Source organism: Fructobacillus papyrifericola (assembly GCF_018437235.1).
Lineage (GTDB): Bacteria > Bacillota > Bacilli > Lactobacillales > Lactobacillaceae > Fructobacillus > Fructobacillus papyrifericola.
The window spans coordinates 82,098-108,713 of record NZ_JAAMFJ010000002.1 but is presented as its reverse complement, the minus strand read 5'-3'; the positions used below and the strand labels follow the sequence as shown (position 1 = coordinate 108,713).

At 49.2% G+C, this 26,616-nt stretch carries 29 protein-coding genes, 1 tRNA gene and 1 riboswitch; of the genes, 13 read left to right on the top strand and 17 right to left on the bottom strand.

What is annotated here, in order from left to right:
* Nucleotides 1-24: 24 nt before the first annotated feature.
* Nucleotides 25-501: a pyrimidine dimer DNA glycosylase/endonuclease V gene (locus tag G6R28_RS03975; protein WP_213792950.1), complete on the top strand. Its 477-nt coding sequence runs from the start codon at nucleotides 25-27 to the stop codon at nucleotides 499-501.
* A 43-nt stretch (nucleotides 502-544) separates the two neighbouring features.
* On the opposite strand, the gene G6R28_RS03970 is transcribed toward G6R28_RS03975, so the two are convergent.
* The 8 genes from G6R28_RS03970 to G6R28_RS03935 form a co-directional block, all read right to left on the bottom strand.
* A complete protein-coding gene (locus tag G6R28_RS03970; RefSeq protein WP_213792949.1) occupies nucleotides 545-823 on the bottom strand; it encodes a TM2 domain-containing protein in 279 nt (92 codons plus the stop codon).
* An 85-nt stretch (nucleotides 824-908) separates the two neighbouring features.
* A complete protein-coding gene (locus tag G6R28_RS06580; protein WP_238479339.1) occupies nucleotides 909-1,061 on the bottom strand; it encodes an NINE protein in 153 nt (50 codons plus the stop codon).
* Nucleotides 1,062-1,183: 122 nt separating this feature from the next.
* A complete protein-coding gene (locus G6R28_RS03960) occupies nucleotides 1,184-1,660 on the bottom strand; it encodes an Ltp family lipoprotein (protein ID WP_213792948.1) in 477 nt (158 codons plus the stop codon).
* Nucleotides 1,660-2,010, bottom strand: coding sequence for a transporter (locus tag G6R28_RS03955; protein ID WP_213792947.1), 351 nt, complete (start codon nucleotides 2,008-2,010; stop codon nucleotides 1,660-1,662). Before G6R28_RS03955 ends, G6R28_RS03960 begins: the two co-directional genes overlap by 1 nt.
* A gap of 175 nt (nucleotides 2,011-2,185) precedes the next feature.
* The gene (locus tag G6R28_RS03950; protein WP_213792946.1) at nucleotides 2,186-3,241 is read right to left on the bottom strand and encodes an ABC transporter permease; all 1,056 of its coding nucleotides are present in this window, start codon (nucleotides 3,239-3,241) and stop codon (nucleotides 2,186-2,188) included.
* 108 nt (nucleotides 3,242-3,349) lie between these two features.
* Nucleotides 3,350-3,931 (bottom strand): TetR/AcrR family transcriptional regulator, encoded by a 582-nt coding sequence (locus G6R28_RS03945; protein ID WP_213792945.1) that lies wholly within the window; start codon nucleotides 3,929-3,931, stop codon nucleotides 3,350-3,352.
* Between the two features lie 30 nt (nucleotides 3,932-3,961).
* On the bottom strand, nucleotides 3,962-4,486 hold the full coding sequence (locus G6R28_RS03940; RefSeq protein ID WP_213792944.1) for a GNAT family N-acetyltransferase: 525 nt from the start codon (nucleotides 4,484-4,486) through the stop codon (nucleotides 3,962-3,964).
* Between the two features lie 97 nt (nucleotides 4,487-4,583).
* A tRNA-Gln gene (locus G6R28_RS03935) sits at nucleotides 4,584-4,655 on the bottom strand.
* A gap of 240 nt (nucleotides 4,656-4,895) precedes the next feature.
* On the opposite strand from G6R28_RS03935, the gene G6R28_RS03930 reads away from it, so the two are divergent.
* Together G6R28_RS03930 and G6R28_RS03925 are read left to right on the top strand one after the other, a co-directional pair.
* Nucleotides 4,896-5,594 (top strand): GntR family transcriptional regulator, encoded by a 699-nt coding sequence (locus G6R28_RS03930; RefSeq protein WP_213792943.1) that lies wholly within the window; start codon nucleotides 4,896-4,898, stop codon nucleotides 5,592-5,594.
* A 73-nt stretch (nucleotides 5,595-5,667) separates the two neighbouring features.
* A complete protein-coding gene (locus tag G6R28_RS03925) occupies nucleotides 5,668-6,852 on the top strand; it encodes an ATP-binding protein (RefSeq protein WP_213792942.1) in 1,185 nt (394 codons plus the stop codon).
* Between the two features lie 63 nt (nucleotides 6,853-6,915).
* On the opposite strand, the gene G6R28_RS03920 is transcribed toward G6R28_RS03925, so the two are convergent.
* The 6 genes from G6R28_RS03920 to G6R28_RS03895 all read right to left on the bottom strand — a co-directional run bounded on the left by G6R28_RS03920 (nucleotide 6,916) and on the right by G6R28_RS03895 (nucleotide 12,592).
* Complete coding sequence (locus G6R28_RS03920; protein WP_213792941.1) at nucleotides 6,916-7,581, bottom strand: YoaK family protein; 666 nt, start codon at nucleotides 7,579-7,581, stop codon at nucleotides 6,916-6,918.
* 115 nt (nucleotides 7,582-7,696) lie between these two features.
* Nucleotides 7,697-8,392, bottom strand: a complete 696-nt coding sequence (locus tag G6R28_RS03915; protein ID WP_213792940.1) for a methionine ABC transporter permease — start codon at nucleotides 8,390-8,392, stop codon at nucleotides 7,697-7,699.
* Nucleotides 8,389-9,468, bottom strand: a complete 1,080-nt coding sequence (locus G6R28_RS03910; protein WP_213792939.1) for a methionine ABC transporter ATP-binding protein — start codon at nucleotides 9,466-9,468, stop codon at nucleotides 8,389-8,391. The genes G6R28_RS03915 and G6R28_RS03910 overlap by 4 nt, the downstream gene beginning before the upstream one ends.
* Before the next feature lie 23 nt (nucleotides 9,469-9,491).
* Nucleotides 9,492-10,331, bottom strand: a complete 840-nt coding sequence (locus G6R28_RS03905; RefSeq protein ID WP_213792938.1) for a MetQ/NlpA family ABC transporter substrate-binding protein — start codon at nucleotides 10,329-10,331, stop codon at nucleotides 9,492-9,494.
* A gap of 21 nt (nucleotides 10,332-10,352) precedes the next feature.
* Complete coding sequence (locus G6R28_RS03900) at nucleotides 10,353-11,684, bottom strand: M20/M25/M40 family metallo-hydrolase (protein ID WP_213792937.1); 1,332 nt, start codon at nucleotides 11,682-11,684, stop codon at nucleotides 10,353-10,355.
* A 68-nt stretch (nucleotides 11,685-11,752) separates the two neighbouring features.
* Complete coding sequence (locus G6R28_RS03895) at nucleotides 11,753-12,592, bottom strand: MetQ/NlpA family ABC transporter substrate-binding protein (RefSeq protein WP_213792936.1); 840 nt, start codon at nucleotides 12,590-12,592, stop codon at nucleotides 11,753-11,755.
* A 454-nt stretch (nucleotides 12,593-13,046) separates the two neighbouring features.
* On the opposite strand from G6R28_RS03895, the gene G6R28_RS03890 reads away from it, so the two are divergent.
* Nucleotides 13,047-13,457 carry a hypothetical protein gene (locus G6R28_RS03890; protein ID WP_213792935.1) on the top strand — a complete coding sequence of 137 codons (411 nt, stop codon included), beginning with the start codon at nucleotides 13,047-13,049 and terminating at the stop codon, nucleotides 13,455-13,457.
* Between the two features lie 58 nt (nucleotides 13,458-13,515).
* On the opposite strand, the gene G6R28_RS03885 is transcribed toward G6R28_RS03890, so the two are convergent.
* Nucleotides 13,516-14,169 (bottom strand): NAD(P)-dependent oxidoreductase, encoded by a 654-nt coding sequence (locus tag G6R28_RS03885; RefSeq protein ID WP_213792934.1) that lies wholly within the window; start codon nucleotides 14,167-14,169, stop codon nucleotides 13,516-13,518.
* A 328-nt stretch (nucleotides 14,170-14,497) separates the two neighbouring features.
* Here G6R28_RS03885 and G6R28_RS03880 point away from each other — a divergent pair, with 328 nt between their 5' ends.
* From G6R28_RS03880 to G6R28_RS03860, 5 genes are all read left to right on the top strand, one after another.
* Nucleotides 14,498-17,176 (top strand): cation-translocating P-type ATPase, encoded by a 2,679-nt coding sequence (locus tag G6R28_RS03880; protein ID WP_213792933.1) that lies wholly within the window; start codon nucleotides 14,498-14,500, stop codon nucleotides 17,174-17,176.
* Between the two features lie 4 nt (nucleotides 17,177-17,180).
* Nucleotides 17,181-17,618, top strand: coding sequence for a chemotaxis protein (locus tag G6R28_RS03875; protein ID WP_213792932.1), 438 nt, complete (start codon nucleotides 17,181-17,183; stop codon nucleotides 17,616-17,618).
* Between the two features lie 119 nt (nucleotides 17,619-17,737).
* The gene (locus G6R28_RS03870) at nucleotides 17,738-18,217 is read left to right on the top strand and encodes a DUF805 domain-containing protein (protein WP_213792931.1); all 480 of its coding nucleotides are present in this window, start codon (nucleotides 17,738-17,740) and stop codon (nucleotides 18,215-18,217) included.
* 191 nt (nucleotides 18,218-18,408) lie between these two features.
* A complete protein-coding gene (locus tag G6R28_RS03865; protein WP_213792930.1) occupies nucleotides 18,409-19,017 on the top strand; it encodes a helix-turn-helix domain-containing protein in 609 nt (202 codons plus the stop codon).
* Between the two features lie 134 nt (nucleotides 19,018-19,151).
* Entirely contained in the window at nucleotides 19,152-19,775 is a 624-nt protein-coding gene (locus tag G6R28_RS03860) for a hypothetical protein (protein WP_213792929.1), read from the top strand.
* 38 nt (nucleotides 19,776-19,813) lie between these two features.
* On the opposite strand, the gene thiW is transcribed toward G6R28_RS03860, so the two are convergent.
* Complete coding sequence (thiW, locus tag G6R28_RS03855; RefSeq protein ID WP_238479337.1) at nucleotides 19,814-20,290, bottom strand: energy coupling factor transporter S component ThiW; 477 nt, start codon at nucleotides 20,288-20,290, stop codon at nucleotides 19,814-19,816.
* 144 nt (nucleotides 20,291-20,434) lie between these two features.
* Nucleotides 20,435-20,541, bottom strand: a riboswitch (TPP riboswitch).
* A 22-nt stretch (nucleotides 20,542-20,563) separates the two neighbouring features.
* Nucleotides 20,564-21,556, bottom strand: a complete 993-nt coding sequence (locus G6R28_RS03850; protein ID WP_213792927.1) for a sugar transferase — start codon at nucleotides 21,554-21,556, stop codon at nucleotides 20,564-20,566.
* Between the two features lie 141 nt (nucleotides 21,557-21,697).
* Here G6R28_RS03850 and G6R28_RS03845 point away from each other — a divergent pair, with 141 nt between their 5' ends.
* The 4 genes from G6R28_RS03845 to G6R28_RS03830 all read left to right on the top strand — a co-directional run bounded on the left by G6R28_RS03845 (nucleotide 21,698) and on the right by G6R28_RS03830 (nucleotide 26,604).
* Complete coding sequence (locus G6R28_RS03845; protein WP_213792926.1) at nucleotides 21,698-23,152, top strand: ABC transporter substrate-binding protein/permease; 1,455 nt, start codon at nucleotides 21,698-21,700, stop codon at nucleotides 23,150-23,152.
* On the top strand, nucleotides 23,149-23,898 hold the full coding sequence (locus G6R28_RS03840) for an amino acid ABC transporter ATP-binding protein (protein WP_213792925.1): 750 nt from the start codon (nucleotides 23,149-23,151) through the stop codon (nucleotides 23,896-23,898). Before G6R28_RS03845 ends, G6R28_RS03840 begins: the two co-directional genes overlap by 4 nt.
* A gap of 31 nt (nucleotides 23,899-23,929) precedes the next feature.
* The gene (locus G6R28_RS03835) at nucleotides 23,930-25,381 is read left to right on the top strand and encodes an ABC transporter substrate-binding protein/permease (protein WP_213792924.1); all 1,452 of its coding nucleotides are present in this window, start codon (nucleotides 23,930-23,932) and stop codon (nucleotides 25,379-25,381) included.
* 182 nt (nucleotides 25,382-25,563) lie between these two features.
* The gene (locus tag G6R28_RS03830; RefSeq protein ID WP_213792923.1) at nucleotides 25,564-26,604 is read left to right on the top strand and encodes a competence protein CoiA; all 1,041 of its coding nucleotides are present in this window, start codon (nucleotides 25,564-25,566) and stop codon (nucleotides 26,602-26,604) included.
* Nucleotides 26,605-26,616: the final 12 nt, after the last annotated feature.

Genomic DNA, 26,616 nt, shown 5'->3' with positions numbered 1-26,616 from the left:
CGAAAACAAAAAGGAGTGAAATTCATGCGTTTGTGGCATTATCGACTCATTCAAAGCCTGTCTCGGCAGCACCTGCTCGGCCAGTGGCGGGAGTGCCTGGCCATTACCGGTGCCATTGCCAAGCACGGCGCCGTGAACCACGCGACCGTGAATCGGTTGAACGACTTTTCACTGGAACACTTGAAGGCATATACTCAGCTGGTGAAGGAAGAAATGCAGCACCGGGGGTATAAGACGTCGGAGAAGTCCCACCAGAAGCTGATTAATGATATTGATTACGACTGGGAGCAACCGATTGTTTATCAAAAAGACCAAAAGGGAACGATCCGACTAGAAAACGGCCAGGAACTATACGAAGGCTTCCATGACAAGCGCTACCTACTGCAAAACCTCTATATGATGCAGGAGAAGGCGGATACCCAGCAGATTGATGCCGCTGTTTGGCAGGGGATGGTTGACTCACTCTTGCACACTTACCCAGAATTGGATAACATACGCTAAACCAAAAAGCCCTCATCTTAAGATGAAGGCTTTTCTTTTTCCATTAACGACTGTAGTAGCCGTTGATAAAGGTGAGGTTTTGCGTGTCTTGATAGACACCGTAGGCCTTGATGACCGCGATGATAAAGTCGACTAAGTGCCAGATGCCAAGGGTCAACCAATTGAGCAGCAGTTTGGCAATGCCAACGCCGACCTGGCCACGCATGAAGCGGTCGACGGCTAGGCCGCCAAGCAGGAAGGCCCCGACCCAAACGAAGAGCTGCTTGTTGATCACGTTTTCTTTTACTGAGGGGTGTTCGCCACCGTAGTTTGCATTAATCATTTTGCGTAATGTCCATTGATAAAGGTAATTTGATTTGTTCCAGAAAAATCACTGTAGGCCTTCTTGACGGCAATTAAAAAGTCAATCAGAGCCCAAAGCCAAAGGTCCCGGCTTCAATCACCAGTTTCAAGATCCCGATACCGATTTGGCCACGCATGAAGCGGTCGACACCGAAGAGACCAAAGAGGAAGGCACCAACCCAGACGAAGACGTGTTTATTCATTGTTTTTTCTACCATGGGTGACCAACTTTCTTCTTTAACAAGGGATAATGTTACGGGAATGTTACTATACTAGTATACAGAGGAATCGAAAAAAAGCCAAGCAAAACACGAAAGGAGGTTCTGCTTGGCTTTTGGGTTTATTTGCTCAAATGATCGATGGCATAATTAGCTTGATCCTGAGTGAATTTGTCACCGGCATCGGCAGTTAGTTGTTCCCGGATGCTTTCTGGAGACATGTTCATTGTTTTTTGGTAAGTTTCGGCGGACTTTAAAGCATTTTCATTATAATCAGCTTTTAAATTGTCAACAGCGTATTGTGCTGCTTCTGGCGAAAATTTATCGCCTGCATCAGCCGTGAGCTGTTCGTATAAACCAGCTTTTGACATATGCATAATCTTGTTATAGTTCTGAGCAGACTTTAGTGCGCTTGTGTACTCCTTTGGAACAGAACTGTTTTTCTGAGTTGAAGAGCTCGTTTTCTGCGAACTGCTTGTTTTAGAATCTGCTTTTTCAGAGCTGTCCCCCATGTTGGCAATCCCAACAAACGCAACAAGAACGACAAGTAGAATAAACCAAACGCGTTTGTAAAATGGCTTTTTTGTTTTACTTTGCATTAGTTTTGTACCTGTTTCTTTGCAGGTCGTTGCAAAAATTGGAAAACAGCGGCAATGATTAAGACAACGATGGCAGGAAATGCCAAACCTGCTGTGAATCCAAATAGAAGGGTACCGACCAAACCAAGAACGGCTCCAACTAGTGAGATACCAGCTTTCTTAGAAGCATATAGGGCGTAGGCATTTAATACAACACCAATCCAGGCAACGGCATAAAAGAAAGTGATTGAATTTGAGCTTTGACCATTTGAATTGACAGCTTCTGCAATAACCACAAACCAAGAAATGCAGAACATGACAGCAGCAAAAATAGAATAAATCCCTGCAAGAATATTAACTTTGAGTTTCATTTTTTCTCTCCCCACAGCTTTTAGTGTGATTCAGGTTTGCACATATTTTTAAAAGTTTATGTTCATAAATTACCAAACTTTCTAATTGAATGTAAGAGGATTTATTCTAATTTAATCAAATTGTTATCCCAATGTAATAAAAAAGCACCCGCAAGCGGATGCTTTTGTTATCAATTTAGGCTTTTTCAGCGTTTTGGATTTCTGACTTGTGACCAAGGAAGAAAAGAACCAAACCAACGATGACGTAGGCTGCCAAAACACCAGCAGACAAACCAATGGCGTGGCCATCAAAGAAGGTCAGGTTACGCAAGAGCGAACCAGTTGCACCAGGTGGGAGGAGTTGTCCGAAGAAGCCCCAGCCCTTTGGCAACATTTCCGGTGCTGAAGACAGACCAGAAAGTGGGTTTCCAAGAAGAATCAAGAGAACGGCTGCGATTCCAAGACCGGCGTTTCCCATGACTTCGAGCAAGCCAAGAACGAAGAAGCCGGTTGCGGCGATTCCGAGCATGGCACCGAGTGACGTCAAGAAGTAGTTACCGTTGAAGGTTCCCACAACGAACTGGATAACCCCAACGAGGCCAAGTCCACCAACAAAGGCGAAGGCGATGGCAGCCCAGAACTTTTGCTTCTTACCCTTCACCGTGTTGGCGATGGCAACGGCACCGATCCATCCACCAAGGGCGATTGGCAAGGCACCGGCAGCAAGTCCCGTTCCCTTAGGATCGGCCTTAGGGAAGGCCTTCAATTCCTTAACCGTCAAGGTCTTGGCATCGATGGCTTGGACCTTTGCGTCCAGAGCCTTCAACATCGTGGCATCGGTTGCCTGTGCTTGCATTTGGGCAATTTGTGCCTTGGCAGCCGTCTTTTGCTGAGCAACAACGGCGTTACCCATTGTTTCCAAAGCTTGTGACACAGCTGTTGAAGCAGCGGTTGCCTTGTATAAAGTCATGTCGCCAGTGTTTGAGATTTCAAAGGCACCATAAACCTTGCGGTCGTTAACGGCGTCCTTCATTGACGAAACAGACTTGTACTGCTTAACGTCAAAGCCCTTTTTTTCCAAAGGCGTGGCAAACTTGTTGTAAACGGTCTTGTCAGTCGTGACAACACCAACGGGTACGTTGTTCACACCTGAGTTAACGGCTGGCAGTGAAAAGGCGGTCATCATGATGCCAAGAATAACCGCCAAGCCAACAGCTAAGGTCAAGATGAACTTAGGTGATGATACTTTCATTTTGTTTTCCTCTCTTTTATGAGCTGTTTTAATTATAGAAAAGGAAGCAAAATAAAAAAACCAACATTTGTTGGTTAAGAGTTGGATAAGTTGAATATACTGCGACTTTTACGCCGGTTTGATAAGCTGGAGAACGATGCTTGGCATGACGCGACTGATGATGTCAGCAAAGTCCTCTGGACTCTCTTCGAAGCCGTTTTTGACCCAAGTCGTCAGAGCGGAGGTGACCGATGCGGTTAAGAGCACCGAGGCATACTCCCTTGGGATAATCAGTTGCTCATCCGTGATGACGTCTTCAAAGACTTGGCGACTCCGGTTTTGCAGGTGGCTTTCAAAAGAGTGTCCGGCGTTTTTTGATAACATGAGACTCACCAGTTCGCGATGCTGGGTGATATTGTTGACGATGTTGATGGAACGCTGCTTGAATTGGGATTCTAAGGGAGTTTGTGACGTCCAGTTGATTTCAGGCAGGTCCTTAATCAGCTCGTTTAAGAGGGACTCTTGGACTTTTTCCATTAAATCGAACTTGTCTAAGTAGTGGGCGTAAAAAGTCGAGCGGTTGATACCCGCTTGATCGATGATCATTTTGACCGAAATCTTATCGAAGTTATTGGCCTGAAGCAGCGCTAGGAAGGCTTCTCTTATGGCAGTATCGGCCTTTGAAAAGCGTTGATCCGTTTTTTTAACCATGGTTCTTTCTCTTTGGTGTGTAAATTGACGTTAATCCGCCTTAACTGGTACTGCGACTTTGCCACGAAAGTCACTGGCGAAAAGGCCCATCATGTAGGAGTCGTGGTACTGGCCTTCGGCAAAGAAGTGCTGCATGAGCCGGCCTTCTTCTTGGAATCCAATCTTCTTATAGATATGGACGGCCGCTGCGTTTTCGACGTCGACATAGAGGTAGATTTTGTTTAAGTTCAAGACGTTAAAACCGTATTCGATACCTGCCCGCATCCCGGCCTGCGCCAACCCATGACCCTGGTACTTGGAGTCGATGATGATTTGGATTTCGGCGTGTCGGTGAATCGTGTTGATTTCCATTAATTCGACCACACCGGCAAATTCGCCACCCTTTTCAATGACAAAGCGCCGCTCGGTCTGGTCGAGCACGTGCCGGTCATACAGCAGGGAAAGTTCGTCAAAGGAGTTGTAGGGTTCTTCGAACCAGAGCGCCATGACGGAACGGGAGTTCTTCTGTCGGTAAATATGGGGTAGGTCCTTTTTTTCAAGTGGCCGGATATTCATGGAAACCTCTTTCTTTTTTTTAATAGCTTACCACACTTCATTAAGGCAAAGATAAAAGAAAAGGAGTGAAACCAAGGTGGTTTCACTCCTTTATTAATTGCCCCTGCTGGATTCGAACCAGCGCATAACGGCACCAGAAGCCGTCGCCTTACCGCTTGGCCAAGGGGCAATTACTTGATATATATTAGCTAATTTTTCATGAAATTGCAAGTCTTTCCCTAGAAAAAAGTCTGGATTTTTTAGAATTTTTGGCTAGTAAATCGTCAATCCGACCAAAAGGCCGCTGACATCAGCCTGACACGCAAATGTGATTTGAATTCTATGACTAGACCAATTATAATGAAAAAAGAAAATCACTGGGGACAATCCCGAGATAAACCGAACTTATCCACTAGAGGAGGTTTTAAGCATGGCTATACCACGCTATATTGAAATTCATAATGAAATCCGCCAACGAATTGCAGCTGGAGAGTGGAAGACGAATAAACGACTACCGGCTGAACGTGAATTGGCTGCAGCCTTCAATGTGTCGCGAATGACTCTGCGTCAGGCCATCCAGACTTTGGTCGACGAGGGGATTTTGGAACGGCGGGTTGGTTCCGGGACTTTCGTTGCCGAAAAGAAGGTTTCCGAACGGGCCCTTGGCATGACCTCTTTTACCGAACTAATGAAAAAGTCCGGCAGGACCGCTCAGTCAGTGACCGTTTCATACAAAGTCACGACGCCCTCCGTTTCCGAAATGGACCACTTGAAGCTTAAGGCGGAAGACGAAGTCTTGGTCATGGAACGCTTGCGTTTGGGGGATGCCGAACCAATCTTGCTGGAGCAGACGACTTTGCCAGTGAAGTTGGTCAATAACTTTACCCGCTCCGAATTGACGGATTCGCTTTACAAGACCTTGATCGATGCCGGCATTCAGCCCGGTCGAGCCGAACAGACGATTACCGCTTCCTTGGCCACTGAACGGCAGGCGGCCTTGCTTGAAATTAAGCGTGGTGACCCGATCTTATCGGTTCGCCAGGTCTCCTATGACCAGCAGGATAACCCCTTCGAATATGTTCGCTCCTACTACGTGGGTGACCGTTTCGAATTCAAATTAACACGCTAGTTTTGGGTCCTCCGCTTCCGCGAGGGACTTTTTTGCTATAATGATGGCAAGAAATAAGCGATTGGAGAGGGCAATGAGCAAAGCGAATCAAGCAGAAATCTACCTTGGTAAGGGCTTTTTGAACCGCCCCTTCTCTTTGCCCTACCAAAGTCTCTTAGGCAAGCACCTCCTGATTACCGGGCAAACTGGATCTGGCAAGTCAACTTCGGCCAAGCAGATTATCAGCCAGTTGCAGCAGGTAAACGTGACCAACATTGTCTTCGACCCAACGGGGGAATATGGCCGGGATCTGGAAAACGTAGTGACTTACCGGCTTGGTCAAAATGGCTACATCGACTTGCGCTCGCAATCGGCCGAAGAAATCGTCTCTTTGCTGGGCTTAAATTGGTCGACTGAGCTGGTGTTGAAGCTGCAGGCGGCAATTTACTCGCTGCGGATTCAGGCGACTTTGAAAGCTGGGCCGGGTGGCTTGTACAGCAAAGTCAATCGCTCGGCTGCTGAACACGAACGAGATTTGGAGGGCTTGACGGTTTTAAACCAAGACTACGACATGACCCTCCTGGCCAAGCAATTGCAGCAGGAGTTTGTCCGGCCCTTTCCAGACGAACGAGCTGATTATCAGCTGCTGGGTCAAGAGCTCGATCATCCGGCCATTCAGAAAAACTGGGCGGCCATTCAGGACTTGCAGGGGCAACTTGATGATGAAGAACTGAATAAAATTTTCCATTTTCATCCCTTGGAGAATGGTAAAACGCAATATGAATTGACTTTTATCTTGAAGACCTTTGAAGAAAAAGCCGGTTCTAACCGCTCTTTGGTAATTGATTTAGCGGCCTTGCAAGACCATCCAAAGGTCCAAAAACGGGTCTTGTCCCATCTCATGCAGCGCACCCTCCAAAACCGGTTGGCAAGTGCTGTCAAACAGCCAGTGGTCCTCTTCTTAGACGAAGCCCACCGCTACATTGACCAAACGGGCCCGATTAACGAGAACGGCCTCTTTCAGCTGCTTCGCGAGGGTCGAAAACACCACTTAAACGTGGTCATTGCCACTCAGTCCCAAGAGGATTTGCCAAAAGTCATGCGTGGCCAATGTGCCAACCAGTTCATTCACCGCTATCAATCAGTTGATGAACTGCTGAACATGGGCCTTTCCAAGAAGGAGGCGGGCAAGGTGTTCGACCTTCCGGTTGGCCAGGCCTTACTCCAGGTCGGCAATAAAAAGCGCTTTCTGCGAATTGAAAAGCCAAAGATGATGTAAAATGAGAGCCCCTTGATGAAAAAAGCCCCCGGCACCAATGCCGGAGGCTTTTTATTTTATTTATTATTCCCAGTGAACGATACGGCTCATGGCAAGGGTGAGCATGGCCGAGAAGAGAATGGCGTAGTCTTTAACAACCGGAATCAGCAAACTGATGACCAAAGCACCCAGGAAGAAGGCGGCAATGACCGTCGCCAAGTCTCGGGCTCGTTCAGCCATGGCTTTATCCTTACGGATTAGGCCTTCGTAAGTTGCGGCACAGAGGGTCCGTAAGTTACCGGTCATCAAAAGGGGCATGAAGGCGCTGCCTTTTAGAATTCGGAACTCCTGGAGGGCTGCAGCGGCAGCAATCGATAGAATAGCTGTGGCCAGCATGTTGGGGACCGAGCGACCAATCACGGCCGACAGGGAGAGGAGAACGGTCATGTAGAGCAGGATGTATTCCCGTTCCTTATCGTGTTCGAGATTTTTTAGCACCCGGTAGTGCTGCATGAACTTAACGATCAAAGTCCCGATGGCAAAGGCCATCAAGGAAAAGATATACTGACCGGCGCTGCCCCAATGAAACTGGCTAACGTTGATGCCAAGCAGAATGATGTTACCGGTCTGCAGTCCAGCGAAAACCTGGCCGTGCATGTGGTAGGAATAGGCGTCAATGGAGCCGGCCGTCATGGTTAATAGGCTGGCAAAAAGGACGCGTTCATGGGATGGAAATGGATTTACTGTCACGTTATCAGACCTCCGACGAAAGAATATTTTACTACAAATTGCCGCTATAAGTATAAAAACTTCCGCCATTACCGCAAAGAAAAAGTCCCGCTTCAAGCGGGACTTTTTAAAGAACTTATTTGTGGTTGTACTTCTTGGCCAACCAGTCGCCAGTCACTTGCACGATCAAGACCATGATCAGAACCAAGACGGTTGCGACCAAAGTCGTGTCATTAGCAAAGCGGTTGTATCCGTAAGCAACGGCCATGTTACCAAGGCCACCGGCACCGATGGCACCGGCCATGGCAGTCAAACCAATCAGAGAAATCAGGGTCACCGTTGAAACGCGAATGATTTCAGAGCGGCCTTCCTTGATGTACACGCCAAAGACGATTTGGATAAAGGAAGCGCCAACGGCCTGTGCGGCCTCAACGATTCCACCATCGACTTCTGAAAGCGCCACCTGAATCTGGCGGGCATAGAAGGGGAAGACACCGAGGGAGAGGGGAACCAAAGCGGCGTTGATACCAATTTGGGTTCCAACCAGGGCCTTGGTGAAGGGCGCGATGAAGGCCAGCAAAATAATGAATGGCACGGCACGGAAGATGGAAACGATCTTATCTAATATCCAGAAGATGGTCTTGTTTGGCGTGATCCCGCGTGGGCCAGTCACAACCAAGCCAATTCCGAAAATCAAGCCGAGCAGACCACCAAAGACGGCTGACCAAAAAGTCATGAAGAGCGTTTGGAAGATGGCCGTTCCCCAGCCAGTGTCACCGCCCCAGCCTTGGTAGACGACGTTTGGAAATGTTTGTGAAAACCATGTACTCATGCTTGTTCTCCCTTCAAGATGTTAACGGAAACGGATTGGGCAGCTAAGAAGTCGAGGGCCGCATCCATGTTGGTCGTGTCACCAGACAGGATAACAAGGAGGGAGCCGACTTCGGTGTCCTGGAGGACTTCGACGTTTCCGTAGAGAATGTTGGCAACGATGCCAAAGTTTTGGTAAAGACTGGTAATCAGTGGCTCGTTTGTTGCGTTACCAGAATAAGTCAGTTGGGCAAAAATTTGACCGTTCGTCAGGTCTTCAACCGCTTCGCTTTGACTGATGGCTTCGATTGCCTGGTCCTGGTTAGTAGCTGTGGCAATGAATTCCTTGGTTAGTTCAGCCTGTGGCTTGGTAAAGATGTCCAAAGTTGAACCCTTTTCCAAGACGCGGCCGTTTTGCATTACAGCGACTTTGTTAGCAATCGACTTGACCGCTTCCATTTCGTGAGTGATTAACAAAACCGTCAGGTTGTATTCCTGGTTCAGCTTTTTGAGCAGGGCCAAGATTTGACGGGTCGTCTTTGGATCAAGAGCAGACGTTGCTTCATCTGAAATCAAGATTTCGGGATCGTTTGCTAGGGCACGGGCAATGGCCACACGCTGCTTTTGACCACCGGAAAGTTGTGAAGGGTACTGCTTGGCACGGTCGGAGAGGTCGACCAGGTCCAAGAGACCTTCGACTTTTTTCTTCTTGTCTGCTTCCTTATCCTTGCTGTTTTCAAGGGCAAAGAGCACGTTTTCTTCAACCGTTCGTTCGTTTAGGAGGTTGAAGTGCTGGAAAATCATGCCGATCTTGCGGCGCTTTTCCTTTAATTCGTTTCCCTTAATCTGGGTCTTTGCTTGACCATCGACCTTTGAGAAGAAGGTCTCGCCGTTGATGATAACAGAACCGGCTGTTGGTTCTTGCAAGAGGTTAACCGTGCGGACCAAAGTCGACTTACCGGCACCGGAGTAGCCGACGATTCCGTAGATGTCACCCTTTTGGACGTCAATGGACACGTCTTTTACGGCGTGGATGGTCTTGCCCTTTGGAGTAAAGGTCACGTCGATGTTTTGTAGTGAAATAATGGGGGCTGTCATAGAGGCCTTCCTTTCGTTTCTGTTTAGTTAAAGTTCTTATCCCAGGCGGGTTGTTCGGCATCGCCGTACTGCTTTTGAATAACCTGCTTGACTTCCTTTGTTTGGAAGGACTTGACCACTTCTTTGTAAAGCTTGTTTTGCTTGTCGGAAGAACGGGCAGCAATCACGTTGATCCAGAGCTTAGCATCCTTGTTCAGTGGTTCGGTAAAGATGCTGTCCTTTAGCGAAAGGCCGGCGGCCGTGGCGTAGTTGCCGTTGACAACGACACCCTTGGCATCGCCCAGAGTCCGGGCCGTTTGGTCGGCCGAGATTTCCTTAATCTTCAGGTTCTTTGGATTCTTCGTGATATCCTTGGTCGTTTTGAGGTTGGAATCGGAGGAGAGTTCAATCAATCCGGCGTTTTTCAAAACGTAGAGGGCCCGGCTTTCATTGGAAGCATCGTTTGGCACCACGATGGTGTCACCGTCTTGAAAGTCCGAAACGTTCTTATAGGACTGCGAGTAGAGGTGGATAGGTGCGATAAAAGTCTGGCCAATGGCGGTCAAATTCGTCTTGTTTTTACTATTATATGCATCCAAGAAGGCGTAGTGCTGAAAGGCGTTCAAGTCGACATCGCCGTTATCCAAAGCCTTGTTGGGCTGGGAGTAATCGGTGAAGCGCTTGAATTTCAGCGTAATGCCGTACTTTTCCTTGGCGGTTTTAGAGACCTGGGCCCAGACGGCATCGTCTTGCTTATTAGCGGCCATGATGCCCATGGTAACCGTTTTACTTTCCTGCTGGTTAGGCTTCACAAAGGAGAAGTAACCCAGGATCAGGATGATGACTAGGAGGACGCTGTTAATGAGTTTGCTTTTGTTGGACATGATACTTTCGTTATTGTTTCCTTATTTTTGATAACTTTCGAGAATGGCTTTTACAAAGGCCACGTTCTCATCATAGTCCTTTAAGCGAATATTTTCATTAGGTGCGTGGTCCAAAGTGCCGGGATAACCAATTCCAAAGCCGACAATCGGTGTCTTGGTGGCCTCGTAGGCGTAGTTCATTGGGCCGGTTCCGGCAGAGGTTGGAATGACTACCGGTTCCTTTCCATAGGCTTCCTTGCTCAAGCGAATCACCCGTTCGATTTCCGGATTCGTCATGTCGGAACGGTAGCCGCCTTGACCAAGGGTCTTTTCGACTTCGATGTCGTCAAAGCCCTGGGCAATCAGGTGCTTTTCAATGGCCTTTAAGGTGTCGTCTGGATCCATGCCAGGGACGAGGCGGGCCTCGACTTTGGCAGTGGCTTCAGCCGGTAAGACGGTTTTAACACCTGCACCCTGGTAACCGGAAGTGATCCCTTCGATGTTCAGCGTTGGTTCGAAGTAGAGGGCCTGTTTCCAGTCATCACCGCGCTTGTCGGTCAAGAGTGGCGCTTCAATTTGGTTCTTCTTGATAAAGTCTTCTCTACTGTCAGGCAGTGCGGCAATCAAGTCCTTTTCCCGTTGGTTGGGCTTTTTAACCTGATCGTAGAAGTGGGGCACTCGAATGCGGCCGTCTTGGTCAAAGAAGGTCGCCAGTGCTTGGCTAAGGCGCCAGGGGGCTGAATTGACAACGGCGGCCAAGGAAGAGTGAAGATCGATGCCACCGGTCTTGGCCTTCAAATTAAAGGTCACGATTCCCTTGTTTCCACCGCCAATGATTGGTCGGCCGTCACCGTCCTTTGAACCGGACTCCCAGATGATCAGGTCACCCTTGATTTCCGGGTGCTTCTTGAAGTAATCGTCTAAGTGCTGAGAAGCGGTTTCTTCGGAGCCTTCAACAACGAAGATGATGTTGACTGGCAATTGCTGGTCGTGTTCGTCTAAGTATTCGGCCAGGGCCGTCAAGCGGGCCGTCAGGTTTCCCTTATCGTCATCAACACCACGTCCGTATAAGTGGCCGTCTTTTTCGGTCAAAGTCCAGGGATCGGAATTCCAGAGGTCGAAGGGTTCGGCCGGTTGCACGTCGTAGTGGTTGTAGATGATTAAGGTCTTGGCATCCGGCTTTTGACTCTTAAAGTGGCTAATCACCAATGGGGCAAAGTAGCTGTCATCGACCGTTGTCTGACCACCGAGGTCGGTTAAGGCCTTGGCAATGCGGTTGGCTGCTTCTGGTAAGTATTCGCGCTTAGCGGATACCGAGGGGATGGCGACGAGTTCTTTTAGTAAATCAAGGTAGGTTTCTCGGGCTTTTGTCATGTTTTGGGGTCCTTTCTTTCTTATCTAATATGTACGTGGGAGCCTCCCACGTGATTGTTCATTTCCTTTTAGCTAAATGAACGGTCCCAGGCTGGGATTGAACGGTCACCGTTTGACTTCTTGATGGCCTTCTTCACAGCGTCAGACTGGTAAGCCTTCACAAATTCCTTGTAAAGCTTCTTGTTGGCGTCCTTCTTGTTGGCCGCAATGATGTTGACCCACTTTTCAGAATCCTTGTTAAATGGTTCCGTGAAGATTGACTGCTTGTCCGTCAAGTGTGCCGTTGAGGCGTAAGTTCCGTTAACCACGGCACCCTGAACGTCGTTGATGGCGCGGGCCGTTTGGTCGGCTGACAATTCCTTAATCGTCAAGTTCTTAGGGTTCTTCGTGATGTCCTTTACCGTTACCAGGTCTTGGCCATCCTTCAAGTCGATCAAACCGGCGTACTTCAGAACCTTCAAAGCACGACTTTCGTTTGATGGGTCGTTTGGTACGACAATCGTGTCGCCGTCCTTAAAGTCAGAAACGGACTTGTAAGTGTTTGAGTAAAGGTGGATTGGTGAGATCACCGTCTTACCAATGGCCTTGATGTCCGTGTTGTTCTTCTTGTTGTAAGCGTCCAAGAAGGCGTAGTGCTGGAAGGCGTTGACGTCGATGTCACCACTCGTCAAGGCCTTGTTTGGCTGTGAGTAGTCCGTGAAGATCTTGTATTTCACGTTGATACCGTATTCGTCCTTGGCTTGCTTCTTAACGGCATCCCAGATGGCGTCATCGTCTTTTGTGGAAGCCATGCGGCCAACCGTGATGGTCTTATCTTCCGATGAGCCGTGTGACCCAAAGCTGAAGAAGGCGGCTGATGCGACAGCGACGACGGCGATTCCTGAAATGATCCACTTTTTCTTTGACATGTGTTTCTCTCCTAAAATGTTTTTGATAACAAAAAAAGTCGCCCCTGTTTCCCACGTGGAAAAAACAGAAGCGACTTTCGCGTTACCATTCTGAGGTTATTGTATTGGGTTACCCCAATACGACTCACTAACCATCGGGCCCCGGAGAATGATCCTAGCCGAATGGTGTGCCTGGGTAACGTAGGCCAATCCGTCAACTGCTATCGGTAAACCGAGTGACAGTTGCCAATCACAGGTCATTTTCGCCGCCGCACGCACGCAACCTTTCACCAACCGGTTGCTCTCTACGCTTTGCTTAGCAGGTACTTTCCTGATCAACTTGTTTATGTATTTGATATCTTGTTGATAATCATACAGTCCCATTTCATTTATGTCAACAGAAAAATGAAATTAAGATTAAAAAAGGCTGGGGATGGGGTAAAATAGGGTTTGGAAGAAAAGGGAAGTATACAAAATGATGAAAAAGATTTATGTTCGCTGGGTTCTTGCCTTGGTGATTGTTGTCGGCATCGGGACCGCTGCTGTCCTTGTTCAGCAACAAGATGGCGGTAGTCGGCAAGAAAAGCAGGGGACAACTACTGTAAAAAGTAGTCAATCGAAGAGTAATGTCCTCACTTTGTCGGAAGCCGAATCCTTAATTGAAAAAGTCGGGGGCGAATGGCCGAGTGATAGCCAGAAAATTTTGAGCCAATCGGCCGATACAACATTGGTCGGTGGTGGTGCTGGAGCCAAGGGCTACGATAAAATCACCTATCGGATTGATGGCCAGCAAGTGCACATCCATGAAGAGTTCGGGACCCTAGATGGTGGAAAATATTCCGTTCTCGGTTACATGCCGGCTAAAGATTACACGGTCGAACGTTGAAATGAAAAAAGTCCCGAGTAAAAATCTCGGAACTTTTTAATTAATCTTTTCAAAGAAGTCAGCCATTGGCAACCGTGAAACGGCTTTGTTGGTGTGCTGGCTTCAGAAGTTCGTCCACTACGGCAACGGCCATTGTGCCGGCCGTTGTTTCGGACTTGCCGGCTTCGTTTGTGAGCACGACGTCTGTTCCGTAGAGAATCTTATCAGACTTTTCACCAGGGAGGAAGCTGATGGCAGGGGAGACGCCAAACCAGTTCACGTTTTGAACGTTCTTTAAGAAGTCCAGTTCGTAGAGCTGGTTTTCCGGTGTGGCCCGCCAGGGCTTGCTGCTGTCATCGGCCTTGATGGCATCGTAGACCAGGCTGGTCTTTGAATCGTCAGCATAGAGGCTGCCGGCACCGAGGATAAAGCCAATCCGGGTCTCTTGATTGCGCAGGAGGGCGACTAGCTTGGCGGCCAAGTCAACCTGCCGGTAGGCTTGGTCGGGTGCGATGGCAAAGGCATCGATGATGCTGTCAACCTGTTTAAAGTCCTTTTCGGTCAATTGAAAGGCGTCCTTTTGAAGCAGGATAATGCCTTGATCAGCGCCCTTTAGTGCCATTAATTTATCGAGGTTGCGCCCGTTGGCAATGACCTCAAGTCCCTGTTTACGAGCTTCCTTTACAACGGCCGAACCTGCCATTCCGGTGGCGCCAATAACAAAAACATTCATGATGCTTCCTCCTTGTGTGTACTTCTTAATAGTACAATAAGCTGACGGGGTGGTCAACCGACTTTTAAATAATATGATTTTTTTGAATAATTAGAAGTGGGGCGTTGCCTTTTTGAAAGCAGCTGATATAATAATAGTAACAACTCATTCCTGAGGGAGTAACTGGCGACCTAGTCGTTGCTGAGTACCGTCAAACCGAGGTGGTCACACCTTTTATCGCGCCAAGGCGCCGGCTCAGCATTAAACAGCGAGACTTATGAGAGTAGGATTTTTCCTACTTCCATAGGTCTCTTTTTCTTTATCAGGAAGAAAATCAAAGGAGAAAAAGTTGAAAAAGCCGTTTTACCAAGTGGATCAACAAGAATTAGTTGAAGAACTTCAGAGCAATCTGAAGACGGGGTTGAGCAAGCAGCAGGCGGCCGACCGCCTTGAAGCCGATGGGCCAAACGCCCTGACTGCAAAAAAGAAGCAGTCCTTGCTGTCCAAATTCATCGACCAGTTTAAGGACCTGATGATTGGGATTTTGTTAGCCGCCGCCTTGATTGCCGCTCTAACAGGAGAGCAGACCGACGCCCTCTTTATCCTAGCCATCGTGGTCATTAACGCCATCTTTGGTGTTTTTCAGGAGTCCAAGTCGGAAAACGCCATCGACGCCTTAAAGAAAATGGCCACGCCAAAGGCGACCGTCATTCGCGACGGGAAGCCTGAACAGGTGCCAGCCACCGAATTGGTCAAGGGTGACTTGGTTTCTTTGGAAGCCGGGGATGTCGTGCCGGCTGACCTGCGCTTGGTCGACGTGGCCAACCTAAGGGTTGAGGAAGCGGCTTTGACAGGGGAATCCGTTCCGGTTGAAAAGACGGACAAGACGTTGACGGCCGACAAACTGCCCTTGGGTGACCAGGATAACCTGGCCTTCATGAACGCCCACGTTGTCTATGGACGCGCTCTTGGTATCGTAGTGGCCACCGGAATGGCCACCGAAGTCGGTCAAATCGCCGGTGCTTTGCAGGGTCAAGACGAAACCAAGACACCACTGCAGGAAAACTTGAAGTCTCTGTCAAAGGTCTTAACCTACCTTATTTTGGCCATTGCGGCCTTGACCTTTGTGATTGGCTACTTCACGCAAAACATGCCAATCATTGACTTAATTTTGACGGCCATCTCCTTGGCCGTGGCGGCCATCCCAGAAGGATTGCCGGCCATCGTGACAATCACCCTGGCCTTGGGTACGGCCCGGATGGCCAAGAAGGCGGCTCTGGTGCGCAAGCTACCAGCCGTTGAAACCCTTGGTTCGACTGACATCATCGGTTCCGATAAGACGGGAACGTTGACGCAAAACAAAATGACGGTTGAAAAAGTCGTCTTGAACGGCCAGATTGTCGACTTAGATGCGGAAAACCCCTTTGATAAGGAAGAGTTATCAAAGGCTGCCGGCATCCTTGGCGACATCATGACCTTAAACAACGACAGCCAGCTGACGGCCGAAGGCTTGGTCGGCGATCCAACCGAGACGGCCCTGATCGACTTTAACGAAAAGTACCGGCCGGACCGCTTGGCAGAACTGCGTGGGCAAGAACGCTTGCAAGAGATTCCCTTTGATTCCGAACGGAAGCTGATGACGACGATCTATGGAGCCGAAGATGCCTACCAGGTGACGGTCAAGGGTGCGCCGGATGCCGTTTTGGCTCGTGTGACCCAGGTCTTAGAAGATGGCCAGGTTCGGCCCTTTACCAATGACGATTTGGCTCATTTCCAGGAGTTGAACGGACGCTTGGCTGACCAGGCCCTCCGAGTTCTGGCCTTTGCGGAAAAGTCGCTGGAGACTTTACCCGAAGAAGCCAAGTCCGAAGAAATGGAAACGGGTCTGACTTTGATTGGTTTTGTTGCCATGATCGATCCGGAACGTCCGGAAGTCAAGGATTCGGTAGCCCAGGCCAAGGCGGCCGGGATTCGGCCAATGATGATTACCGGTGACCACCCACAAACGGCAGCAGCGATTGCCGGTCGCTTGGGTATCTTAGATGAAGAAGATGACCGTGCAAAGACGGTTTTGACCGGCGCTGGCTTGGATGAACTGTCCGACGAACAGTTCGAACAGCGGGTCGAAGACGTCAAAGTCTACGCCCGTGTCGCTCCAGCCCACAAGGTCCGAATTGTCCAGGCCTGGCAGCAAAAGGGCAAGGTCGTGGCCATGACCGGTGACGGTGTCAACGATGCGCCAGCCTTAAAGGCGGCCGACATCGGGGTTGCCATGGGAATCACCGGAACGGAAGTATCAAAGGAGGCCGCCGACATGGTGCTGGCCGATGATAACTTCTCGACGATTGTGACGGCCGTCAAGGAAGGAAGAAAGGTCTTTGCCAACATTCAAAAGGCCTTGCAATACTTGCTGGCCTCTAACCTGGCCGAAGTGATTGCCATCTTCACGATGACCTTGCTCGGTTGGGAAGTGTTGGCGCCGGTTATGATCTTGTGGATTAACTTGGTGACCGATACCATGCCAGCCATTGCCTTAGGTCTTGAACCGGCCCAGAAAAACATCATGCAGCAAAGCCCCCGCGGAAAGACGGCCAACTTCCTTTCCGGTGGTGTCGGTCCGGCCATTGTTTGGCAGGGAATGCTGCAGGCTGCGTTAGTTTTGTCGGTTTACGCCTTTGCCCTGGCCTTCCCGGACCATTCGGGAACGGCTCTGGTTCACGGGGATGCCTTGACGATGGCCTTCATGACCCTGGGGTTGATGCAAATGTTTAACGCCATCAACGTCAAGTCGGTTTACCAGTCCCAGTTGAACGGGTCGGCCTTTAAAAACCACTTCTTCAACGGGGCCCTGCTCTTCTCCTTGTTGGCCATGATGGCCGTTGTGGTGATCAAGCCACTGAATCCAATCTTCCACGTGACGAACTTGGATCCTTACCAATGGTTGATCGTGATTGCCGCTTCTCTTGCTATCATTGTTATCGTCGAGCTGGTAAAATGGGTGCAACGAACATTTTTTAATCGAGGATAAGACATTGGCAAAATTTAACCCAAAACAAATGCAGTACTACGTGACGACTTTGCAAGACGTGTTGACTAACACGCAGGAAACGGCTGATCACGTATCGCCCTTCTTCGTTAAGTTGGACGAAGCAAAGGAAGCCGGCAAAGTAAAAGACATGGCCAAGGCTGAATTCGGTGAAATCAAGGCCGAATTCGACGATGCCGTTTCTGCCTACCAAGCAAACGCCAAGACTTTGGCAGCCGTTCAAGTGCCGGTTCGCTTCATGGGTGTGCACAAGACTTTGGCCAAGGCATACGCCGATTACGCCGAAGCAACTAAGATGATGGCGGATGCCTTGAACGAAAAGGACCAGTCAATCGACGAAGCCGCCTTTGCACAGTCCGAAAAGGACCAGGAAACGTATTTGACGAAAATTCAAGCACAGGTGTCAAAGATTTTTGGTGCCTAAACCTAAACAGTGGATTGGGCCGGACAAATTGTCCGGTCCTTTTTTGCTGCCTGACTAGTCAGCCAACCGTTTCCCATGCTAAACTATTGCTATCGAATAGAACTTTATAGGGAGAATCAATGTTTACAGCTTACGGAAAATTTTGGAAAAACTACGTCAACTTTAAGGGCCGTTCCTCGCGTTCGGACTTTTGGTGGGCAACGCTCGTCAACGCACTGGTCTACGTTATCTTGATGGTGGTTGGCTTCGGTCCCTTCTTGGTTGCCTTCTTTAGCAGTCAAGATGTGAAGAAAGTATCGGCCGGTGTCTTCATTGTCATGGGCCTTTCGGTTTTGGCGCTTTTGATTTACCTCTTGGCCACCATTTTGCCAACCCTTTCCTTGGCATACCGCCGCTTGGTTGACACGGGCCTGTCACCCTGGTGGTACAGCCTGGTTGTCTTGGAAGTCATTACTAACTTCATGGCCGAATCGTCTGTCAGCGCCATTTCTGATCCGGCTTCTGTTGTGAACATTATCCTGACGATCGTTCTCATTGTGCTCTTTGCCATGAAGACGGATAAGTTTTCGAAGCAGCCCCCTCAATCAATTGAAGAATAGGCAAAAGTCCTGCAGGAACTTTCCTGCAGGACTTTTTTAGTGAACTGAGCGAACAGGGAATTGGAAAACAAAAGAAACTTTCGGTTATTCGTTTGGACAGAATCTTTGTTTTATAATGAAAGAAGAGGCTGTCGGGTGATTGTCGGTCGGCTGTCGTGGCTTGTTTTGCTTGAAAAGGGTAGGTTTAAAGCATGGATAAAACAAGAGTTGCTCAACTACGAAAAGAAAAGGGCTGGACGCAAGAAGAGCTAGCCGAGAAAGCTTATTTGACCGTGCGGACCATTCAGCGAATGGAGGCTGGCCAGGATGTTTCCTTAACAACGCTCAGTTCAGTGGCCAAGGCCTTTTCTCTTCCACTGAGTGATTTGTTCGACCATATTGAGGAAGAACAAAGGGAGATTGAGGTTATGGAATATTCACAAGAGCAGGAAGAACAGGTTCGGCAGCGGCGAGCCGAGAAGAATGCGATGCTGTTTTTGGTAATGGCGGTGGACTTTTTGCTGCTATCATTACTTGGCTACCCGATTGGGCAACTACCCGACAGCAAGCAATCGTTGCCCGGTATCTTATGGACGGGCATGCTTTTCTTGGTTATGGCTGCTTCGATTTATTTTCTAAAGGTTTTCTGGGCGCGACATCTCGATAAAAAGTATCCGAAGTCAATTGGCTACAAGCGTGTCATTGATCGTCGGCCCGTTCAAAACGGTTGGGACTTTGCCGCTCGTTATTGGTGGATTGTCTTTCCAATTGGTGGTTTTTTGTTCGGTATCCTTTCGGCCGTTCATGGTGTACTACAGTAATTGAATTAAAAGGCAAAAGTCCTGCAGGAACTTTCCTGCAGGACTTTTTTAGTGAATTGGGCGGGTTAGCGATGACATTTTTAGCTGAAAAGTGTATCGTCAACGATAGAGAAATGAGTGAAGAGGAGTTTTGGATGAGAAATAAGGGTTTTGTGATGGCCGGTGTCGCTCTTGTGATTGCAGCAGTCTTGGCCGGGGCCTTCTTTTTAGGTAAGAATCAGCCGGCAAGGGATTCAAAGCATCAAGATGTCAAGGTGCAGTCGACCAGTCAAAAGAGGGCGGCGAAAAATTCGTCCAGCCAATCGACTGACAAAGCAAAAAATCAGGAAAACAGCGCTTTTTCCGCCTTGCCACAAAAGACGCAGCTGGCTCTGCTGATTTACAAGGAGCTACCCACTGATTACGGTACGGGCTATAAAACCCACTATACGATTTACATGGGTGACCCAGACAAAATTGTGATTGTCGATGATGGTGAAGGGGCAGGCGGTATGCCGGAACATTGTGTCATGTACACGGATAATCATGACGGGACTTTTACAACTTCGGTGATTGACTCGACAGCGGTCGACCTTGCAGATTATAGCGCACAGAATTCCTATTGGAAGGCCACCCAAACCATCAGCCAAAGCGATTTGATGACCGCCTACCAGGAACATCGCGATGAGATTGATTACGTGACCGGCCTCTTTGATTTAGGGTATTCGGCAAGGAAGTTTGTCTTCTTGCCAACCAATCAAACGTCGATTCCACGGTGATAAAAAAGCCCCAGACAGCAATGTCTGGGCTTTTTTCTTTAAGCATTAATTTTGGCTTTTAGCTTGTCGATTAGACCAGTCTTTTTGGTCAACAGAATGGTTAGCAGGCCAAGCAGACTACCGACGGCTGCTGATGGGAGGAAGAAGGGAATCAACTGGGCCCAGTTGCCGGCCTTCATGCCGTAAAAGGTGACCATGAAGGGGTAGGACAAAAGAGCACCCAAAATGCCGGAACCGACCATTTCTCCTAGGGCAAGGAGGCAGACGTTCTTGGTCTTCTTGTACAAAAAGCCGGCGAGGACTGGGCCGACAATGCCACCGGTGACGGCCATGATCGTTCGCCCTGAAAGCATGCGCAAGGAACCGCAAATGAAAGCGGCCGCCATGCCGTACCAAGGGCCGAGCAGATAGACAGCCAGCACGTTGACGAAGTGTTGGAAGGGGGCCATGGCCGGAAAGACCACGGCGGTGTTTAAGACATAGGCCAACGCGGCTAAGAGTGCGGTGACTAGCATCTTTTTAAGGGAAGGGGACTGTTTCATTTGGCGACTCCTTTGGTCTTACAATGGTTTTGACAGTGGAAACTGACAGTGCCATGCCGAAAAAAGCCTCCTTTCCTCAGACTTTTCCACAAAAAAAGGACGCCTGAAAAGACGTCCATTAAAGCGTGGAAAATTTCCTACGACGGCATGATCCGTATCAGGTTCATGGGTCGGTAATCACATTACCCTCTCAGCCCGTCTGACGGACTCCCCAGCAAGTAGTTTACCAAGAAAGAGCGGTCTTGGCTAGTCAAAGAAGCGGACGACCTTGTCCAGTGCGGTTCTGGTATAAAAGCCGCTTTCGACACGGTCTTTTAGGACCAGTAGATTTTTCTGATAAGTTTCGTACTCGCTTTTGGTTAAAGTCGCTAATTTTTCATTGAGGTCGGCTAAGTTGTCGATGGTCAAGCCGATTTCTTCTGTCCTGACCAGGTCGGCCAAGTAGGATTTTGACCAAACAATCAGGGGCAGCCCGGCCTTTAGATAGAGGGAAGCCTTGTGCGGGGCGTTGACCTTTGTGTAGGACTGAAAAAGTTTCTCCTCGTAGTCCGAGTCCCAGAGTAGGCCGAAGCCGGATTGGAAGGCTAGGGGGATGTCTTCTGGTGAAAAGGCACCGACCCAGTCGACACTGGCAGGAAGTGTAACCTCCTGCCAGCGTTTGGGCCGGGAACCAAAGAGCTTGAGCGCTGGTCCCTGGTAGCTTTTTAGCCAGGGGGCCTTTTGCCAGGTGCCGGCGTAGTTTAGCACCGTTGAAAAAGTCGGCAGCGAAGTAGGTGCAGGCCCCAGATAATCAAAGAGGCCCAGGGTGATCGTCGGTGTTTGAACACCTTCTTTCTGTAAAGCAGCCGCCATCGCATCCGAGTGGACGACAATTAGGTCGGCTTGCTCCGCCAGCGCCCACTCCCAGGTGTCGTCACGCTGCAAACGGAGGGGTTCGAAGTCGTGGATAAACAAGACGTACTTGGCCCCGCGACTTTGGACGGCTGCTTGGAATTCCTTTTCAAAGTCTTTGGACATGTAAGTGGGGAACTGGTGGACCAGGACGTCGCCTAGACCAATTCCGGTCAAAAAGTAATTAATTTTTTCCTGCCGAAGGGCTGCGGGAAAGCGGACGTCATTGTAGCGTTCGATGGGCAGGCGCTGCCAACCAGCCCCTTGAGCAATGTTGGCAACATCTGCCTTGGCTTTTAGGGCGCCGGCCGGCATCCAGGGTTCGATTGTTTGGGTTAAATAGTGCATGTTTTTCTCTTGGATTCTTCCTTTTTACTGCCGTTAACGGACTAGACCGATTTATAAAATCGTGTTAGAATAGCTGACGTGATTCAGCTTGCTTGAGTAGCCGACTGCTAGACTAAAGGTATCGAGCAAGAGGGGTTACTCATGAAAAAGAAATTGTTAACAGCTTTTGTGGCTTTGTCAGCGATTGTAACGTTGTTCGGCTTTAATGGTCGAAACAAAACGGTCAGCGCCGACGAGGCCCACTACACGATTACGTCGGACGCAACCTATGCGCCCTTTGACTTTCAAGACAAAAACAATCAATACATTGGAATTGATCAGGATCTGTTGAAGGCGATTGCCAAAGCCGCCGGCTTTACCGTTACGGTTAAACCGATGGCCTTTAACGCCGCCATGCAGTCGGTCGCTTCTTCGCAGGCCGACGGTGTGATTGCCGGAACGACGATCACAAACGAACGAAAGGCCGTTTACGACTTTTCCGATCCCTATTATAAGACGGGAATAGCCTGGGCAACAGCCAAGGATTCAAAGATTAAGTCCCTGTCCGATTTGAAGGGCAAGACCGTGGCCTTGAAGACTGGAACAGCCGGGGCTGAATACGCCGAATCAATCAAGGATCAGTACGGCTTTAAGATTACCTACTTCTCCGATTCGGACACGGTTTACCGTGATGTTATTAACGGCAATTCGGTCGCCACTTTCGCCGACCTGCCCGTGTTGCAGTATACCATTAAGAACGGCACGGCTTTAAAAGTCCAAAACGCCAAGGAGCCCTTTGCGGCCGGAGACTTGGGCTTTTCCGTGAAGAAGGGTGAAAACCAAGCGCTGCTGGCCGACTTTAACAAGGGCCTGGCCATCATTAAGAAGAACGGCACTTATGACAAGATTGTCAACAAGTACCTGTCGGCCAAGGCGTCGACCTTTACCGGTTCGGCCAAGGATAACAGCAGTATGTGGGGCATCTTGAAGAGCAACCACACGGCCTTTTGGTCCGGTTTGAAGCAAACGCTTTACCTGACGGTGGTCGGCATTGTCTTGGCCTCCCTTTGGGGCCTTTTCCTCGGAATCCTGGGCGTTTCTAAGAACGGCTTGCTCCGCGGCCTTTCCACGACGATTATCTACATCTTCCGTGGAATGCCCATGCTGGTCTTGGCCTTCTTCTTGTACATTGGAATTCCAGCCGTAACCGGGACTAAGATTTCAGCCTGGACGGCCGGGATCTTGACTTTGGTCTTGAACGAAGGGGCCTATACCGGTGCCTTTGTTCGCGGGGGCTTTAACTCCGTTGACGACGGCCAGATGGAAGCGGCCCGTTCGTTGGGCCTTTCCCATGGCCAGGCCATGCGCCGGGTGATTATTCCCCAGGGGCTGAAGTTAATGGTGCCATCCTTCATTAACCAGTTCATCATTACCCTGAAGGATACGTCGCTGCTTTCCGCGATTGGGATTCTCGAATTGACACAGACTGGAACGCTGATTGTGACGCGAAACTCGCAAGGTTTCCGTGTCTGGGCAATCGTGGCTATGATATACTTAGTAGTAATTACGTTGCTGACTTTGCTCAGTAACTGGGTTGAAAAAAGGACAAACGCATGAGTGAAGAGAAACAAGTGAAAGTACACGTTGACAAAGTCAACAAGTCATATGGTGACAACCATGTCTTACGCGATATTTCCCTGGACGTCATGGATAACGAAGTGGTCGTGATGATTGGCCCTTCCGGTTCCGGTAAGTCGACGTTCTTGCGAATGTTAAATCAGCTTGAGAAGCCTAATTCTGGTGTTATCGAAGTTGATGGCTACGACATTTCGGATCCAAAGACCAATATTAATAAGGTCCGCGAAAACATCGGAATGGTTTTCCAGAATTTCAATCTCTTCAATAATTACTCGGTCATTGACAACATCACCCTGGCCCCTGTCCAACTGGGCAAGTTGACCAAGGAAGAAGCCGAGAAAAAGGCCAAGGAATTGTTGGAAACGGTTGGTTTGCCTGATAAGGCCAACGCACCGGTTTCATCACTTTCTGGTGGTCAAAAGCAACGAATTGCCATCGCCCGTGCTTTGGCAATGGATCCTGACATCATGCTCTTTGATGAGCCAACTTCCGCTTTGGATCCCGAAGTGGTTGGCGACGTCTTGGACGTCATGAAGCACTTGGCCAAGATGGGGATGACGATGATCATCGTGACCCACGAAATGGGCTTTGCTAAGCAAGTGGCCGATCGGGTTGTCTTCTTTGAATCTGGAAAGATCCAAGAATCCGGTACGCCAGAACAAATCTTTACCGCACCGAAGAACGAACGTTTGCAAACCTTCTTATCGAAGGTCATGCAGGCCTAAGTTCTTCTTGATAAACGAGAGGAAGAATACCATGGTCATAAAACGGTTTAAGCCGCTTTTGACTGCTTTGGTTGCCTTGTTCTTCGCTGCTTTTGTAGTGGGAACGACGGCCAGCGCAGACTCAAAACCCAACTATATTATTTCAACTGATGCCACTTACGCACCCTTTGACTTTCAGGATAAGAATAATAATTACGTTGGCATTGACATGGATATTCTGAAGGAAGTGGCCAAGCGGAATAACTTTACGTATACGCTGAAGCCAATGTCCTTTAACGCCGCTGCTCAAATGGTGGCCAACGGTCAGGCCGACGGCATTATCGCTGGGATGATGATTAACGATTCCCGTAAGCAGGTGTATGACGTTTCGACGCCTTACTACCAATCTGGTGTGGCCTGGATTACCAAACCAAACTCAAAGATCAAGTCCCTGTCCGATTTGAAGGGCAAGACGGTTGCCTTGAAGACTGGAACGGCTGCGGCAGCATACGGGGCTTCTTTGAAGGACAAGTACGGCTTTAAGGTCAAGTACTTTAACGATACCGACACCATGTACAACGACGTGGTCAACGGCAACACGGCCGCGACTTTTGAAGACTACCCCGTTATCCAGTACGCCATTAAAAACGGCGTGAAGTTGCAAGTCCGTAACCCAAAGGACTTGGGCAACGCCGGTGGCGTTGGCTTCTTCGTAAAGAAGGGGCAAAACGCCCAGTTGCTCGAACAGTTCAACACGACTTTGGCAGCGATGAAGAAGGACGGGACTTACGATAAAATCATCAACAAGTACCTGAATTCCAGCCAGTCGACTTTTGTAGGTTCAGCTTCGGATAACAAGACCACCTTGGGAATCCTCAAGTCCAACCAAAACGCCTTTTGGAAGGGCCTGCTGGAAACGGCTAAGCTGACGGTCTTTGGAATCGTTTTGGCATCCCTTTGGGGACTCTTGCTTGGTATCATGGGGATTTCCGAATCCAAGTTCTGGCGCGGGTTGTCCACCACAATCATCTACATCTTCCGTGGATTGCCATTGATGGTTTTGGCCTTCTTCATCTACATCGGCTTGCCCGGTGTGATCGGGGTGAAAATTCCGGCCTTTACCGCTGGAATTCTGACTTTGATCCTAAACGAAGGAGCCTATACTGGGGCCTTTGTTCGCGGTGGCTTCGAATCCGTTGACGTCGGTCAAATGGAAGCGGCCCGCTCGCTTGGTTTGACCCATCGTCAGGCCATCTGGAAAGTCATCGTCCCACAGGGCTTGAAGATCACGGTACCATCCTTTGTTAACCAGTTCATCATTACTTTGAAGGATACGTCCATTCTTTCAGCCATCGGCTTGCTTGAATTGACGCAGACGGGTACTCTGATTGTTGCCCGTAACTCGCAAGGATTCCGTGTCTGGGCGATCATTGCCGTCATCTACTTAATCGTGATTACGCTCTTGACTTGGTTCTCCAACTGGTTGAAGAAGAAAATCGCTTAATTCTAAATAAAAGTATTTGAAACATCTCACTCCCGTTATTGGTCGAGTGAGATGTTTTTTATTTAGAACGCTTTATTAAACGACATCTAAGAAACATTTGTTTGTAATAATGAAATTCCTGAGTGAAAATAAAGCACTCCTATCGTGTCATTTAGTGACGGTAAGATAGGGGTGTTTTTATTATGCTAATTGCTGTGACGATTCGAAACGATTATTGCTTGGCTGAAAAGGCCAAGAAAAACGAAATTTATCTCTGTCCAAGCTGTCGGGGGCCGGTTCGATTGAAACAGGGGGAAGAGAAGATTGCCCACTTCGCCCATGTTTCCAATAAGGACTGTCAGGGCTTTTCAGAGGGGGAGTCGCCGGAACATTTGGCTGGTAAATTAGCCCTGTATCGCTACTTTCTTGGTAAAGTCCCGGTGCAAGTGGAGCCGGTTCTGCAAAGCATCGATCAGCGACCGGATCTCTTGGTCGGCCGCCCGGGCAACCAAGTCGCCATTGAGTACCAGTGTTCTCCGCTCTCAAAGGCTGATTTGGCCAGTCGCAACGCCGGTTATGCAAGGCTTGGCATTCGTGTTTGGTGGTTGCTTGGACCAAATTACTACAAGAAGCACCTGTCGGTTGCAACCATTTGTCGTTTTTGGGTGGCGGAGCGACTTTGGTACTACTTACCGGAAGGCGGCTTTGTTCGAGAAAGTCGTTTTGCGCGGGCCGATTTTAAGAAGCGCCGGTCCGAGAAAGTGACTTTGAAAGACCCGCTATTTTTGGAAAAGACGGGCCTTGCTGATTGGTCGGCCGTTTTTCAACGGGACAGAGAGGACGGTGGAGTTCGACTGGCCCCCTTAGACGTGGATCGGCAACGAACCAAGCTGTCCTTGCAACTGGCCCGAGAACAAATCGATGCTAGAGTCGTGGGCTACTTGTACGAGCGGGGCCAGCGGGTTGATCAGCTGCCTGCTAACTTGCTTTCGGGCACGGCCTTTGGATTAAAAGTCGCCAACTGGCAGTACCGCTTAACGGTCTATTTGCTCTTGGAAAGGGCCGGGCAGCAGGGACTGACCAAGGAGCAGCTAGGACAGCGAATGGAACGCTACTTCTACCCTGGCTATGACGGTCAAAAGGCGGTTTTGGAGGAATTTTTAGAGGAGTTGCAGCATGCCAATTGCCTGGCCTTTAACCGTGAGAAAGTCTTCATAAAAAGCCCCCTTTCGTTTAAGGATTAGCTAAGTGCTATG